Consider the following 16,036-nt stretch of genomic DNA (forward strand, 5'->3'; position numbering starts at 1 on the left):
TATCGATGAAGGTTAACACAACTAAGATTTTTTGTGGTCTGTTAAGTGAGCTATTTCACACTTTTTTTCAGCTAAATAGTGACGTCAGAGTCATCTTGGTGTTTGTTAAATGAAGCATAGGCATATTCAGCAGTATTAAGATTGCAAAATGTCGTAACATTTTTGGTTCTGACATTATGGTCGTTAAGTGCCATGCTGTGTATAGACATGATGGTAACTCTATGGGGTGAGAATGGCGCTTCCTCTTATTTGGCTCGGTACTGCCGCTATTGGTGCAATCATGCTGGCTGATGATCGCCAGCAGCGAAAAACAATTCAGCATGAACGTCGTATGGGGCGCGCGCCCAAAGTACCTAATGGTAAGTCTGTGAGCTCGTTAACTCCTAGTATTTGGCATAAAGGTGACGCCAAAGTTGATGCCGCCCCTGGGGCTATTGTATGTTGTTTCGTCTTTGGTGTGATTGAGCATACAGGTATTTGGGTGGGGGATGACCATTTAGTTGAATTGCACGGAAGCGGTTTGATTCGAGTGATATCGGCTAAGCGATTTTTACAAGGACGAACCGGTAGTTGTATTTTTCAAGCGTGTAACCATTTACATCAGCCCCTTGTCGCGCCAAAAGCATTGGCTCGAGCAGAGCAAGCCATCTATCAATATCGGGAATATGATTTATTTACAAATAACTGTCATCGATTTGTTTGGTCATGTATTAGCGGTGAAGAAACAGAAGTGAGAAGTTTTGAGCAACTTAATACGCTATTAGCTCAAGCATTTAAACAAGTTGTTTATTGGGATGAAGTGGCATTAAACAAGAGGTAAAAAAGCCACAAAAAAGCACAGCCAATGCTGTGCTTTCAAGGTAAATGTTTATCTAATTTGATTACACGCCACGGTGTTTAATTGATAAGCCATGTAAGAAATTACGCAGAATCTGATCGCCACATGTCTTATAGTTCTTGTGGTCAGGGTTACGGAATAACGCTCCTAATTCTGACTTGCCAATAACAAAGTCCGCTAAACCACAAATTTCAATAATATCATCTTCACGAAGCTCTAGTGCAATACGTAATTTTTTGAAAATTAAATTATTAGTGAGGTTTTTAACTGGTGCTGGAACTTCACTACCCGGGCGTAAACCACGCTTTTCGATAATTAGTCCGTCTAAGAACTGACACATAACCTTGTCATTACAGGCTTTGTAGCCTTCTTCCGCTTCTTTTTTTAATAAGCTAATTATTTCATCTGTGCTGACTTCAACATTGGCTTGAGCGAAAATCTTAATCATTTTGGCATTTGAATAATCAAATACAAAACGTAGACGGCGAATAATATCGTTGTTAATCATATAAGTCTCTGGGCGCGGCTGCGCAGTTTTTTAACGGCAAAGTTAGTTTTATCGCCGTTAAATAAAAATCGGACGCGGATTATACCTGAAAAAGGCCAAATAGTTCAGATTATCTGCAATGAGATTGACGTCTTTCATTATAGACAAAAATTTATTGTGGTCACGACGACTGGATGGCGAGTTTCCAGTATATAAATAAGCATGAAAATCCAAAGAGATAGACTAAGCCTAACCCTGCGAGTATTTTCATTTTTGTACCGTACCTGTGTTGCTCGGGAAGTGTCTCACTGGTCATCAACCTTAAATTTAGCCAAGCAAAAATGACTGTGGTTAGAAATGCCAATGTCATGACAAATTCAAGTAAAGGCAATAATGCCCCTTTGAAGAACCAAATCAATACTAGCCCCAATGAGGACACCAATAACATGACTCTGGTTAATCTTTTAGTACAATCTTGCTTGTTATTTAACAGCTGCCAACCAATATCTAAGGTGCGACTATAACCATCAATAACGGTCACTGTTGTACTGAAAATACATAAAAAAGCGACTAAACCAATTAAATATCGTGTTTCTTCGCCCATGACATCGCTATATAAATCCACTAACTGACTGGCAAATTTAGCACCAGAACTTGAAAATACTTCGCCGCTTCCATGCATGACTAACGCACCTAATGCGAGGAAAATAATCGCTAAAATTGCAGTGACAACAAAGCCTAAGTTGAAGTCAAATATAGCCTGTTTACTAGAAATAGTTTGGGTCTTTTTCTTTTCAAGTAACCAAAGGGAGTTCCACGCACTGACTTCAATTGGCGCAGGCATCCAACCCATCATTGCCACTAAAAAACCAACATAAGCCCATTGCCATGGGCTCACCTTTTGCTCTGTGACTATCGGGCCTTGATAGTGTTGCCACGCCAGTGCCACTGCCACTAAGGTCGTTAAAGTTAGTGCTAGCATAATGACTTTGGTCAATTTATCGAGGAGTTGATAATGGCCAAGGATTAATAATGCAAGGGAACTGATAAGAACTAAAAATGCCAGGATATCGATGGGTAAAGGAATAAATTGAGTCAACATGGCAGCGGTTAACATACACACCCCTGCAGTACTGGCAATAGCTGCAATAGTATTGAGGCAAGTGAACATCAATAAATAACCACGACCTTGTTTTAAATAGCCGTGTAGTAGGCTTTCGTTTGTCGCTGCGGTATAGCGGGCGCCAGCAGCAAAAAACGGGTATTTAAGCAGATTAACCAGCAAAACCACCCATGCCAATTGCCAGCCAAACTCTGCGCCAGCTCGAGTAGAAGAAACCAAGTGTGACGCGCCGATTGCTGCTGCCGCCATTAATATTCCAGGGCCTAAACTGGCCAATAATGTCGATGTAGAAAATTGGCTATCGGTTATGGTTTTATTTTTCGGCATGATTTTCTTTTTAATTAATAGAAATAAAACGTTAATAAATATTAGCTTACGACTATGTCATATTTTTCTTAATTGAAAAAGTAACATTGTGTTTACAAATGATTTTGAAACTCTTGCGCAACAAATGGAGAGACGCGATTGGGTTTAGTATCTAGTGAAGTAATGCATCATAAAGCATTGTCTACTGGAAAGTTTAACTATAATTGCAAACAAACATGGGAGTGGTTTAGCTCAGTTTGGTTAAGGTCGAACAAGTCATTACAAACGTTGTTTAGTGCTGCTGATTTCATGGGATACGATCAGGCGACTCATTCGGCTATTGGGGCTTTATGGTACGGTAAAGTGACGTATCAGTTTTAACACATTTCAGTTTTAACTTAATGATCATATGTTAGGGCCAGTTGATCTTTGCTGGTTAAGTTTTGTTCGAAATAAAAGCGTTTTAATTGAGGCGGATGGATTGATGCCTAGTCATCTAAGCAAAATTCATCCAACAAAGAGTAAAACGCTTTTACTCGACCCCTTTGGGCAGCGTTTGTTGGCCATTTTTACTGCGTTATAGACTTTTTATGTAGAATAACTACACCACAAAGTCTCTTCCTTGTATAAATGGTCAACAATTCGCTGCAAAAATAACCTTGAAAGATCAACTGGCCCTAGCTTAAAACTAGAAAATAGTAAGACGAGCCACAGGCTCGTCTTTTACTTTAAGTGGACTATCTGGCACTGTTATTTTGTTTACTATTAATGAAAGCTGATTTTCAATCATTTGTTAAGCGGACCGACAACTCATCATAGGAAGAAAAAACATGAACGTAGAAGTAAGCACTGGCATCATCTTATATGGCACGCCCCGAAGTAGAGCGTTGAGAGTATCATGGTTACTGGAAGAGTTAGGTGTTGAATGGGAGTTTAGATTCCTTAATTTTGCTAAAGGTGATAACCGTAGCGAGGCATTTTTAAGCCTTAATCCAAGCGGTAAAATGCCAGTGATTACCGATGGCGACTTTGTGCTGACAGAATCAGCCGCTATTTTGCAATACCTTGCAGAGAAGTACGGCAAGGGTAAATTTTTACCAGAACCAGGCAGCAAGCAAGCAGGCTTGCACCATCAGTGGGTGAGTTTTGTCATATGTGAGTTAGAACAGCCGTTATGGAGTATGGGCAAACACCGTTTTGCTCTGCCAGAAGAACAGCGTTTAGATGCCATGTTACCAGTTGCTAAATTTGAATTTGATAAAGCCGCTAACATTGCCGAATTATGGGTGCCAGAGACTGGTTATGTCTGTGGGGATGAATTAACCATTGCGGATATTTTACTGACGCAAACTTTATTGTGGGCAACCGTATTTGAGCAAACGATTCCGCCAAAACTTGCAGCTTATCGCGATAGAGTGAAGCAGCGCCCTGCAATGACATCTGCATTAGAAAAGTCAGAAAAAATTGCTAAAGCTGTGCAAGAAGAGTAGCGATTAACATGAATAAATGACAACAAAAAAGGAAGCAATTGCTTCCTTTTTACATGGCACAGATGGACTAAAGTTGCGTTGCAGCCCATTTAGCTCGACTTTCACGAGACTCGCTCATGCCGCTGTCTGCGCGGTAACTTTTATAAGCTTCAACCTCAAGCGGTACGAGGCTCACTTCTACTTCAAGTACAATTTGGCACTCTTTTTTGATGCGCCAAGCGGCAGTATTATAAAGCTCTGTGAAAGGCAGTGAGCTTAAAAACTCAGGATTATACTGAGTATAAATCGCTTGTGTTGGGTAGACCACAAATGCTAAACGGCGTTTAGGCTCAGTTTTAAATAAAGCTTCAATACCGTCAGTGGTATTAAGGACCTGCATTTCAATCGTATCTTCGATTTCAAGCAACTTCTTTTGTGCAACTTCAGGCGCATCGGCTTCACCCGCTTCCCATGCAGTGACAGCATCTGCTGTAGTTTTAGTTAGCTCAGCAATTTGTTCTACGTTCAAGCCCAATGATAAGCGTAAACACTTCATTTCAATTGCGTTTAGGGCGTTTGATTTAGCCATGGTATTTCCTATTTAATCTGTTTTGCAGTCTTAATTTGCAAGGGGAAAGTATTCACTAACAAGTCTCTATTTGCGTTTAAGCCAGATGTCTTGAATCCAATCCCATAACGATTCCCACATGATGTCTGCCATACGTCCGTTTTTGAAAAAACGAATATTGGCTTCTTGGTCGATACAGTAAAAGTTATCCCCTTGCTGGCAGATAGCAATGTATTCTCTTGGCATACCTACAGACCATGCGTAGCTCGTGACTTCTGGTAAGTAAGTGTGCGAGTAAGGGTCTGATGCTGTCACCATTTCAATGGCGCCATAAATTACATCACTGCCAAAAAGCAGGTATTCTTTTAAATCATTTGGTAGTGAAATTAATATCTGTTCTTCCACTTCAACCAGTTGCTCGAAAGTCGGTAATTCAAGTGGTACAGGAACCGTTTCACTTAACTCTTGAAGCATTTCGATGACGTCATTCATCAGTCTTTCCCGTTATCGGCAATAATGGCGGGAGTATAGCTTGATTAACGCTGTTAACCAATTATCTCACTGGCAAAAACGCAAAAAAATGCACCTTAAAGTAAGGTGCGAAAGGAAGGGGGCAAACGTTGAAACTGGAAAATAGTGGCCTTAAGCCGCTTGGGGTTGGTCTCCTATATGAGTTGGGTCAAATTGAGCAAGACTTTGGCGTTTATAGCTAAGCCATGCTTTGTGGTAAAGCTTGTGAGATGACTGACGTAAATGCACAATTTGCATCATTTCGAAGTCATTCAATGGACGGTGCTCGGCTTGAGCAATATCCTCAATTTGTTGAATTTGCTGATATACCTGATGTTCTGGGCCACTTTTGATGTCTGCAATTTTAGCTAAGTGTAATTGCACTTCTACGATCATTTCAGACTCTGGCAGTTTAACCAGCAGGTTTACGTCGCGGTAACCAGATGCTTTTGGCTCAGCAAAGCGGTTTTTAACCTGAACAACTTCAGTGCTTTGGTTAAGGGCGTGATAACTGCGCATCAGGGTGCTGACATCATCTGCAACCAGTGTGGCTCTGGCAATATCGGTAATATAACTCGCATCACCCTCAAATTTACGTTGAATCTTTTGCTGCGCACGTTGATAGGTTTTTATCTCAGGGATTATCACTTGTGTATGGCAAGTTTGGCTGATGTCGTTTAATAAACGGCTAAGTTCATTTTTTGCTAGCGGTGCGCGTTCATACAGTTGGTCTAGGTTATCGGTATATTGTATTGGGGCTGCACCTGCTGTGCTGGCTAAATTAAATAGATTGTCTAAATCATTGACTAGAGCATGACTAACATCATAAATTGGTTTTTCTGCGCTAGTATCAACCGTTACAGCAATAGCATTACGGGTTGTTAGTAATAATAAAAAGATAAAAAAAGTTCGAAAAATTCTATTCATTTGCAATACCACAGACTCGATAACATTGAGTGCATTCAGTAAACGGAGTTAATCATCTAACCCTTTTGAGATATGGGATTACTTTAGCTGGTTGAAGCTGAATCAATGCTGAATATTTTGCCGAGTTTCGGAGGGTTTACGCTTCTTTACAAAGTCAGTGTAAATAGTGTGAAGGAGGATTTTTGTAGGGGTCTAATTTCTATTTTCTAGAAAAAGAAAAGGACATCTATAAGATGTCCTTTAGATATTCAGCTATTCCTTTATGAATAACAATTGCTCTATAGCATTACCAAATTTTGACGCGTTTAGCAGGTTCGATATACATTTTATCGCCTTCTTTTACGTCATAAGTGCTGTAAAACTCAGGCATGTTTGACAGTGCACCTAATGCACGGAAATGACCAGGTGAATGAGGATCTGTCGCAACACGGTTACGTAATGCTTCTTCTTTCATCTTTACTCGCCAAATTTGAGTAAAGCCCATGAAGAAACGCTCATCACCTGTTAGACCGTCAATGACAGGTGCTTCTTTGCCATCTAGCGACATTTTGTAAGCTTTATAGGCAATAGTGACACCGGATAAATCCCCAATGTTTTCGCCTAAGGTGAGTTCACCATTCACGTGTAAGTCATCAAATACTTGATAACCGTTGTATTGTGATACTAGCGCTTTCCCTTTCGCAGTGAAGGCTTCTAAATCAGATTCTGTCCACCAATCACGCATGTTGCCTTCGCCATCAAACTTAGCACCTTGATCGTCAAAGCCATGACCCATTTCGTGACCAATTACGGCACCAATACCACCGTAGTTAACAGCATCATCAGCTTGCATATTGAAAAATGGCGGTTGTAAGATTGCCGCTGGGAATACAATTTCATTCATGGTTGGGTTGTAGTAAGCATTAACGGTTTGCGGCGTCATGTGCCACTCACCTTTATCAATTGGGCCGCCCAATTTTGCGATATCTTTATTGTGGCTTTCAACGCTTGCACGTTGTGCATTGCCGACTAAATCATCACCTTTAATGGTTAACTTACTGTAGTCTTTCCACTTATCAGGGTAGCCAATTTTAGGGTTAAACTTGGCCAGTTTGTCTTTTGCTGCAACTTTTGTATCTGCACTCATCCAATCCAGTGAATCAATACTTGTGCCGTATGCGCCGCGAAGGTTTTCAACTAACTCACTCATGCGCTCTTTAGCTGCAGAGGTGAAGTGACGCTTAACATACACTTTACCAACGACTTCGCCTAAAGTGCCGCTCACGGTATTTACACCGCGCTTCCAACGAGGCTCTTGTTGCTCTTGACCATTTAAGGTTTTAGAGAAAAAGGCAAAGTTTTCGGCGTCAATTTCTTCAGATAAGTTACTTGCTGCGTGGGTTAACACATTCCATGTCATGTAGGTTTTAAGTGTTGCTAAATCAGTTTCACCAATCACGTCACTTAGGCCGCTAACATAGCTTGGTTGGTTGATAATGATATCTTTTTGCTCAGCAACGCCCATAGTGGCTAAGTATTGCTTCCAGTCAATGTTTGGTGCTATTTCAGCTAATTCAGACACCATCATTTTGTTGTATGTTTTGGTGCTGTCACGTGTTTCAACCACATCCCAATGCTTTTCTGCAATGGCTGTTTCAAGGGCTAAAATTGATTCAGCTGCCGCTTTACCATTTTCAAGACCTGCTAAATTGAACATTTTCTCAATATGGGCGACGAATTCATTACGGATATTAACGAAGCGCTCTTCGGTATTAAAGTAGTAGTCTTTTTCAGGCAGGCTTAGACCGTATTGCCAAATATGCGTGGCATAACGAGTTGAGTCTTTGGCATCAACGTTAACGTAAAACGCCAAAGGGGTACCGAAACCGTTCACTTGGCTGTAAGCAAAAAAGTTAGTTAAGTCAGCTTTTGAATCAATCGCGGCGATTTTATCAAATTCAGCTTGAATAGGTGTGACACCTAATTTATTTAATGTCTCAACGTCCATGAAAGAACGGTATAAATCAGCGACTTTTTGCTCGTCTGAGCCAGCCGTTAGAGTTGGCATTGCAGCCACTTCTTCAATAATGGCTTTAACGTCTTCACGGGCATTCTCACGTAAATCGTAAAACGCACCAATATTAGTACGATCACTTGGGATCTCAGCCGTTTTTAACCAGGTTCCGTTTACGTATTCATAAAAGTCATCTTGAGGACGAACTGACTTGTCGATATTTTGAAAATCAATCCCTGAAGTTAACGCCGCTTGAACAGCTTCTGCTGTCGCCGTTTTAGATGTATTTTCAACTTCATTTGTACATGCGCTGAGTCCAGCGATCAAAGAGGCGCAAAGTCCTCCAATAACAAGCTTTTTCATGTTGTTTCCTTTGCATTGTAATAATAAGCCCTTCATGGACTTTGAATGCTGACTTTTCATTTACCCTTTCTGTTTATTGGAGTTAAAACAAGAAAGTGCAAATAGAAAATCAGTCTTTATAGTTGTGAAGTCCATGTTAAGTGCTCAAAAGGGCAATTAACAAGTGGATTAGCCACTTTTGTTGATAAAATGTGAGCTTTTAGCAGGGAGATATGTAACTAAAAATTACCGCTCAACACAGGTTGTGGAAGATTTGATGTTCATTTATTCATTGAGCCCTCATAATAGTGACCCATTAGACTTGGTAATTGGTTGTAGTAATGCGTTTAGATAAATTTATCTGTGAAAGTACTGAGCTGACTCGCTCATTAGCAAAAAGAGTATTGAAGTCAGGTGAAGTGACCTGTGACGGCGTCGTGATTAAAGATGCCAGCTTTAAAGTGGGCACTGATACTGAGGTTTGCATTGAAGGACGCAAAATCGAGGTTATTGGCGAACGCTACATTATGATGAATAAGCCTGTCGATACGATTTGCTCAACTATTGATGAAGAGTACCAGTCTGTTTTGAGTTTAATGGATATCGAAAAAGTTGAGACGTTACACATTGCTGGGCGTTTGGACGTGGACACAACCGGTCTTGTATTAATTACCAGTGATGGCTTGTGGTCTCACAAGATTACCTCACCTAAAAAAGACTGTGGCAAACGCTACTATGTTGAAGTCGCTGAACCACTGGATGAAGCGTTAATTGAGACTTTTGCTGAAGGTGTCCAATTACGAAATGAAGATGGCCTAACTAAACCAGCGATACTTGACATTATTGATGCTACTCATGCCAGACTAACCATAAGTGAAGGTAAGTATCACCAAGTGAAACGTATGTTTGCAGCTGTGGGCAATAAGGTGATTAATCTGCATCGTGAAGCCATAGGTAAAATTGAAATGGAAGATGACCTGTTAGAAGGTGAGTGGCGTTACCTTACTGATGATGAAGTGAAATCTGTTTAATCTACGTTGATTTGTTTGAACAGGTTCCGCTAATTTAATCACGAACATAAAAAAGGGCCTTCTTTAAAGAAGGCCCAAACACTAGTTTTGGAACGCTATTTTAGTGTAGTTTACGGCGACGTGCTGCGCCTAATAAACCGACTAAAATCAGACTAAAGATCCCCATGCTACCGCCAGAATCAGACTTAGTAGCATCATCCGGTGCGACTTCCGAAGGTGGTGGAGTTGGGTCTACACCATCAGAATTAACCATTAACATGAAGCTAGTACTGGCTTGATCATGTTGGTTTGCTGAATCCATAACGGTCACTGTTATTTCAGTTTCGCCATGCCAATCAGTATCTGGAGTGATATTAAAGCTCATTCCGTCTACTTCAATAGAAACATTTTCTCCCGATGCCATCATCGCAACCGCACGATTTTCACTGTGCATGTATTCAACAGTCAATCCTTCCATAACTTCATTTTCAGCCATTTCGTGATTAGCGATATTAAACACTGTGATATTGCTATTCACAGGCACTGATAGAGTACGAACAACAGTGTTGGCATTGGTTAAGTCAGAGGTTAATGTCACTTCATTGTCACTGCCTACAGCAGCGGTATTGACCATTGCTGAAAAACGAGTCACAAGACGAGTGCTTTCAGGACCTTGATAGTTAGCACAAATGACCATGTCACTTGTTAACTTTTCAGGTTCATTAATTGCGAATTCGTCAAAGTTATAACCGTTCACTGGGTAATAGAAGCCACGAACACCTTCATAACCTTTTAAGCCAACAGTATGCTCGCCTTTATCTTGGTTCATTTCCTTATAGGCGAACATGATTTCATAGGTATTAGGTGTGAAATCAATGTTTGAAGAAGCTAGCATCGTAAAGTCGTAATGCGTGCTGTAATCGACTTCATTACCCCAGGCACCAGCGATTGAAGCGTACATTCTCTTCCATTGAATCGCTAGATACTGCCCTTGATTTAATGCAGCAGCATAAACGCCATATTCATATGGAAGGAAAGTCCCGAAATCAATACCACTTTCATTAATTGATACACCATCTCTTAACCAAAATGGAGCAATCATTAAATCTCGAGCACCGTCATATTTCAATGATTCACCAGCGTAAGAAAATAATGCATGTGCATCAAATCTCATCAGACCATCGCCTTGAATCGTGATGATATTGTCAGTATCTTTCGCCTCAACACCATATAATGGGATATGTGGGAAATAATTGTCGTATCCAATAAAGTCAGGGATTTCGAACATTTGATCCCAAGCATTACTAAAGCCTGGTAACTGCTGTACACCTATGCTGGGTAAGTCGAGGAAGTGCGTTGCATCTGTGAATGGTAGACGACACATTTCATTTTCAAGACTTGTAGTGAATTCATAGCGACGCTCAGAATCTCTTGAAGAAGCTTGAATACCGCTAATGTTAATGACATTAGCCTCAGCTGTCGTATCGAGAGTTTCAAAGAACTCATTACCACGTAGCGAGCCTTCAACTAAAGTCATCCCTTCAGGTATTGCAACATTGAGGCTTAATTCACGCTCTAAACCATTTAAGTTAGCATCGTGGATAATCTCAAAATCGACTACATCGCCAACTCTTGCACCTGTATGGCTGCTATTTAATACCACTTCATCTGTTGTACGAGTTAGACGTAATGGCAACATGCCGATATCGTCAATGTTCGCAGAGTCAGTACCTAATTCGATAACACCATGATATATCTCACCTTCAACTGCATCAGGCATATTCCAATTAAGTGATAAGTTAACTGGGTCAAAACCATTGCTTTCAACACTTTCAACGACCATTTCTGAGCTCACTTCATCACTAATCGTAACAACGTTAGTGACAATGCGGTCAGCTCTATTGTAAGGGTCAAACCAACCTGTTCCCCATTTCATATTGGTGACGAGATACCAATATTGACCGGGTTCTGGATTATTAATCGCACAATAATCTTGCTGTCTCCAGTCTGAGATACAGATCGTTTCGTCAGCCCATTGGATTTTACCATCGTTGTTGATATCACGACCTAAGTCTATTCGAGAAGCATATCTAATCTCATGATCCTCTTCTGATATTTCGACAACCAAACGTTTTGTACCTTCAGGCACATTAAACATGCGGTAACCAATTTGAGAATCTGCCGTTGGTAGCGAATCTTCAATCTCCCATGGCCACTGCTCATTCATTTTTAGCTCGTACTCTTTTTGCTCACCCGTCGCCATACCATACACGGTGATAGCGGTTGAAGATGATGCAGGTAAGATCATCTCAGGCGTTAACATTGAGCCTTGCTCGCGTCCAAACTCAGCATGGATATTTACTGGAATATCTGCTTTTTTGTAAGTGGTAATAACAGGAATAGTTTGTACAGGTTTGCTGCTATCACTAGGTGTTAGGGCTAATTTACCATAGAAAGTATAGCCATCAGTATTACCTGGCCCCATAGGGGAATCAGACTGAAAATCTACATCAGGAAGTTTAGCTGTCAGCATGATTCTCTGGGTTTCACCCGCTTGAAGTGAGAAATTTGCTGGCGTCACGGTTAAATCAAGTAACGATGCACCTGTATAACCCATTTCTTCGGCAGTCACATTCCAGCTACCGTCTTCAGTCGCTGTTACTGTACGGAACCAATTACAGCTTCCTTTACATTCGCGGTTAACAATATAAGGCGTGTTAAGCGATGTAACATCACCACCGGCCATTGGGTTAGCATTGGTGTAGTTTTCAATGGTTTCATCTAACACTAATGAAGCATTGATTGCAGCTGCGACATTAATGACACCAGCGCCACCTTGATCGTAACTAAATTCAGCTTCAGTTGCCGTAGTGGTCAATGCTGATTGTATTTCAGCAGGGGTCCAGTCAGGGTGTGCATTTTTGATCAATGCCATTGCACCTGCAACATGCGGTGAAGCCATTGAAGTACCACTGATCGCAGCCCAGTTCATGCCAAAACCATCTAATGTAAATAGACGGTCATTTGCATAAGCTGCAAACACATCAACACCTGGCGCTGCAACGGTTGGAGCCATCACATTCGGGTTAGTTGTGCTTGGACCTCTAGATGAGAAGTCTGCTAGTAAATCACTTTCACCCATTTCAGTGAATAGAGATGCATCACTTAAACTTGCACGGTGTCCAGTACCTGAAGATAGCCAAGTGACAACTTTTTCACCATCATAAGCAGCAATATGTGCCGTAGGTACAGAATAATAATCTTCTACCTTAACGACTGAATAATCAGGGTATTCCCAGTCTTGTTGAATATTATAAAGGATCATACCGCCAGCACCGCCAGCGAGGATATTATCAGCTTTGGCTGCACGGGCTTGATCGCTGCGTTGACAGACGACAATAGGCATTTCTGTTAAGGCACTACCATCTGGATATGCGGTAAAAGTATTTGCAGCAAAAGGAGTATCACAGCTAGCATTTTCGCTATTGTAATCAGCAGCTAATACAACTGGTCCGGTGTAAGCTCCTGTAATTGAAGCTGCACTCATTGGTCCCCAAGGGCTAGGGCTTTCTTCACCACCTTCAAAGGCATCAATGGTTTTAGGATTTGACGTAATAACACGACCATGGGTAGATGCTGCTACGCTTGTGACCCAAGGTGATACATGATCCATCCAGTACTCGCCGGCATTACCAGCAGAAGCGGCAATTGATATTCCCGCTTCACGTGCAGCAAGAAATGCAAGCTCAGTTGGTGCCGTCCACGGGAATTGCTCTGAACCACCAATAGAGTAGTTGATGACATCAACACCATCGGCAATGGCATCATCAATGGCTTTCAGAGTCGTTTCTTGGGGACAACCTGCATAAGGGTCGCCTTGACCACCTGCCCAACAAACCTGATAAGAGATAATATTTGCATGGGGGGCTACGCCTGATACTCGTGGGAATACAAGCTCAGTGTCACGACCTGTGATCTCATCTCCGTAACCTGCTTCTGAAACTTGATAAGCGACATCAAATAAGACGTTACCCGCAACGGTTGAAGCAGTATGTGAGCCATGACCGTTATAATCTTCACCATTTGCTGGACGTGCTCTGTCCCAGCTTCCCCACCAACCTTCACCTTTGAATGCTGGGTCGCCATATGTATCAGTAATTTCAGCATATGAACGAATACCGATTAACTTGTCATTACACATGTCAGCAAATTCGGATAATTCACAATCACCCACATAATTACCACTACCTAGCGGGTTAACGATAGCTACGCCGTCATCGCCCATAGCGGTGAATGAAGGGTGGTTTGAGTTAATGCCGGTATCTAGAATCCCGACTTTAATACCAGCACCTGTAAACTCAGTTCCACCAGTCACACTACCATTCCAGATTTGATCTGCGCCAATGTGTTGAGGGCCAACATCAGTATGTAGCTCTAATACGACAGAACGTGTAACAGCTTGAACGCCACTTAACGCTGCAACTTTAGCGGCTTGGGCTTGTGTTAGTTGCATACTCATACCGTTAAAGGCATATAAGTATGATTGACGGATATCTGCAGCTACACCAATTTTGCTACTGATTTCAGATTGAATACTTGCTTGTTGAGTTTGTAGATAATTGACATAGCTTTTACTAGCAGACGATTGGACATTGATTTTAGCTTTTGTTTGTTTGCCAAATTGCTGCGGTGAAATTGCTGGGGCTGTAGCTGAGTATCCTGCAATACTGCCATCATAGGTTGCGACAGGTTGCTCAGCGAGTTGGATAATATAGGTGTGCTCTCCAGCTGCTAGATCAGACTCTATATGAAAAGGGGTCTTTACAATAGAGTTGGTTACACGGTGCTGGTTTGGACCAGTCGTTAAACCTGGGCGATTTAATATCTTAGTTTGAATCTCTTGCATTTGTTGATATTCCTCATTGGAAATATCAACAGGCTTAATATCTATGCCTTGAAGTGATAATGGCCCCGCATGCTGAGGGGGAGTGGCAACGGCGCCAGCCCCTGCTGCATATATTGCAGCCATCGTCATTAGACTTATTTTTTTTAGTTTCATGAAACCTTCCCTATTATTGTTGTTTGAACAGGTCAAGCACAATCCTGTCCCAACCTTTTTATCGATATGGTGAGCCGACTTCCAATATCTTTGGGCTATGCATAAATGCTCAAAAGGAATGCATAATTGGTGAAATGCATCGTTCAAAATAGGGTTAATTAAATGTTATTTGTTTGTTAATTGTTTTAACTGCATGTTTTTAAAGATATAAAAGTTGCCGTAAAAATAAGATGTTATTGGGATACACTTTGCAGTTTGTTGTTGCAATTGCATCTTAAGTGTAGATTTTGATACAAATGGTCACAGCTTGATGTGGGTTTCTCGATTGATTAGTTATTTGCTTTTGATAAGGTCATTGTTACTAAGGTAACACTAATATTGATGCCTAAATTGCATCATGTGAAGCGGAGTAACAAATATATGGAGCTGAGGCATATTAAGCATTTTGTATTGCTTGCTGAAGTAAAACACTTTAATAAAGCGGCTGAAATACTCAATATCACTCAACCTTCTTTATCAAAAAGCATTAAACGTTTGGAGCTTCTGATTGGTGGACAGTTACTTAACCGAGACTCCAAATCGGTATCGGTAACGGCATTAGGGCAAGTGTTACTCAAACATGGCCAGAAAATTTTAAAAGAATTCGAAGAAATGGAACAAGAGGTAACCTTGTTTCAAGGGTTTGATGATAAAGAACTACGAGTAGGTGCCAGTCCAATACCCTCAAACAGCCTTGTTGGACCAATTGTCGGTCAATTTTTACGTCATTATGCAGATATGAGCGTTGAGTTAAAGGTCGCCCCATGGGAAGACTTATATCAACAGTTGATATATGGCGATATTGATTTTTTTGTTTCTGAAACCAAGGTCACTGAACTCGAAAAAAGTGAGTTGTTAAAGGTCACCGAATTACCGCCATTTAAAGTGATTTTTTGCTGTCGTCCCGAGCATCCATTAACGCAACTACAACGGTTATTTTTGCCTTCATTTAGAGATTATCCATTAGCTATCCCGCGTCATATGCCGCAATCTATTGCCGATGCGTTTGAGGACTTGTTTAAGCAACAACGGGAAGACTTTTCGGGTATGGTGCGTTTCGATCAATTTCATCCCATTAAAGAGTCCATCATTAATGGTGATTTAGTTGCGTTAACTCCCGAGATTTCGGTAAGAAGCCAGCTTGAAAAAGGCGTTCTGGTTGAATTGTCACCCTATGTCATGCCACTGATTTATGCACGATTTAGCGTGGTGTCGTTAAAGGAAAAGTCTCACTCTAATGCCGCAGAGGGTTTTATTGATTTTCTGGTTAAGCGAGCCGAGGATGTTAGGCTTACTCCGGTAGATAATGAGCTTGAGCAAGAGGCGGCGTTAGGTTAGAGATTGCTTTAGGTTTTTGCTCAATCA

13 protein-coding genes are annotated in these 16,036 nt (G+C 41.2%); 5 read left to right on the plus strand and 8 right to left on the minus strand.

Translation table 11 applies throughout. The annotated features are described in order from the left end of the window. Window positions 1-71: 71 nt before the first annotated feature. Window positions 72-209 carry a hypothetical protein gene (locus J8L86_RS07800; protein ID WP_156669117.1) on the minus strand — a complete coding sequence of 46 codons (138 nt, stop codon included), beginning with the start codon at window positions 207-209 and terminating at the stop codon, window positions 72-74. Between the two features lie 23 nt (window positions 210-232). Here J8L86_RS07800 and J8L86_RS07805 point away from each other — a divergent pair, with 23 nt between their 5' ends. Further along, complete coding sequence (locus tag J8L86_RS07805) at window positions 233-820, plus strand: hypothetical protein (protein WP_211029745.1); 588 nt, start codon at window positions 233-235, stop codon at window positions 818-820. Window positions 821-881: 61 nt separating this feature from the next. Here J8L86_RS07805 and J8L86_RS07810 read toward each other — a convergent pair whose 3' ends face one another. Together J8L86_RS07810 and J8L86_RS07815 are read right to left on the minus strand one after the other, a co-directional pair. Further along, complete coding sequence (locus J8L86_RS07810; protein ID WP_055026258.1) at window positions 882-1,346, minus strand: DUF1456 family protein; 465 nt, start codon at window positions 1,344-1,346, stop codon at window positions 882-884. A 160-nt stretch (window positions 1,347-1,506) separates the two neighbouring features. After that, window positions 1,507-2,775 carry a divalent metal cation transporter gene (locus tag J8L86_RS07815; RefSeq protein ID WP_211029746.1) on the minus strand — a complete coding sequence of 423 codons (1,269 nt, stop codon included), beginning with the start codon at window positions 2,773-2,775 and terminating at the stop codon, window positions 1,507-1,509. 138 nt (window positions 2,776-2,913) lie between these two features. Between J8L86_RS07815 and J8L86_RS07820 the strand changes: the two genes are divergently transcribed. Continuing rightward, complete coding sequence (locus tag J8L86_RS07820) at window positions 2,914-3,135, plus strand: hypothetical protein (RefSeq protein WP_065108733.1); 222 nt, start codon at window positions 2,914-2,916, stop codon at window positions 3,133-3,135. A 449-nt stretch (window positions 3,136-3,584) separates the two neighbouring features. Beyond that, complete coding sequence (locus tag J8L86_RS07825) at window positions 3,585-4,244, plus strand: glutathione S-transferase family protein (RefSeq protein ID WP_211029748.1); 660 nt, start codon at window positions 3,585-3,587, stop codon at window positions 4,242-4,244. A 67-nt stretch (window positions 4,245-4,311) separates the two neighbouring features. Here the strand turns inward: J8L86_RS07825 and J8L86_RS07830 are convergent, their stop codons facing one another. The 4 genes from J8L86_RS07830 to J8L86_RS07845 all read right to left on the minus strand — a co-directional run bounded on the left by J8L86_RS07830 (window position 4,312) and on the right by J8L86_RS07845 (window position 8,584). After that, on the minus strand, window positions 4,312-4,812 hold the full coding sequence (locus J8L86_RS07830) for a DUF4447 family protein (protein WP_055026255.1): 501 nt from the start codon (window positions 4,810-4,812) through the stop codon (window positions 4,312-4,314). A 66-nt stretch (window positions 4,813-4,878) separates the two neighbouring features. Continuing rightward, window positions 4,879-5,283: an SMI1/KNR4 family protein gene (locus J8L86_RS07835; RefSeq protein WP_055026254.1), complete on the minus strand. Its 405-nt coding sequence runs from the start codon at window positions 5,281-5,283 to the stop codon at window positions 4,879-4,881. 150 nt (window positions 5,284-5,433) lie between these two features. Continuing rightward, a complete protein-coding gene (locus tag J8L86_RS07840) occupies window positions 5,434-6,228 on the minus strand; it encodes a RelA/SpoT domain-containing protein (RefSeq protein WP_211029750.1) in 795 nt (264 codons plus the stop codon). Window positions 6,229-6,514: 286 nt separating this feature from the next. Further along, window positions 6,515-8,584 (minus strand): M13-type metalloendopeptidase, encoded by a 2,070-nt coding sequence (locus J8L86_RS07845; RefSeq protein WP_211029752.1) that lies wholly within the window; start codon window positions 8,582-8,584, stop codon window positions 6,515-6,517. Between the two features lie 320 nt (window positions 8,585-8,904). Between J8L86_RS07845 and rsuA the strand changes: the two genes are divergently transcribed. After that, a complete protein-coding gene (rsuA, locus tag J8L86_RS07850; RefSeq protein WP_065108728.1) occupies window positions 8,905-9,594 on the plus strand; it encodes a 16S rRNA pseudouridine(516) synthase RsuA in 690 nt (229 codons plus the stop codon). A 100-nt stretch (window positions 9,595-9,694) separates the two neighbouring features. Here rsuA and J8L86_RS21260 read toward each other — a convergent pair whose 3' ends face one another. Continuing rightward, window positions 9,695-14,632 carry a S8 family serine peptidase gene (locus J8L86_RS21260; RefSeq protein WP_282098405.1) on the minus strand — a complete coding sequence of 1,646 codons (4,938 nt, stop codon included), beginning with the start codon at window positions 14,630-14,632 and terminating at the stop codon, window positions 9,695-9,697. Between the two features lie 420 nt (window positions 14,633-15,052). On the opposite strand from J8L86_RS21260, the gene J8L86_RS07860 reads away from it, so the two are divergent. After that, window positions 15,053-16,009, plus strand: a complete 957-nt coding sequence (locus J8L86_RS07860; protein ID WP_065108726.1) for a LysR family transcriptional regulator — start codon at window positions 15,053-15,055, stop codon at window positions 16,007-16,009. The last annotated feature ends 27 nt before the right edge of the window (window positions 16,010-16,036 follow it).

Source organism: Shewanella sp. MMG014, from assembly GCF_018100775.1.
Lineage (GTDB): Bacteria > Pseudomonadota > Gammaproteobacteria > Enterobacterales > Shewanellaceae > Shewanella > Shewanella japonica.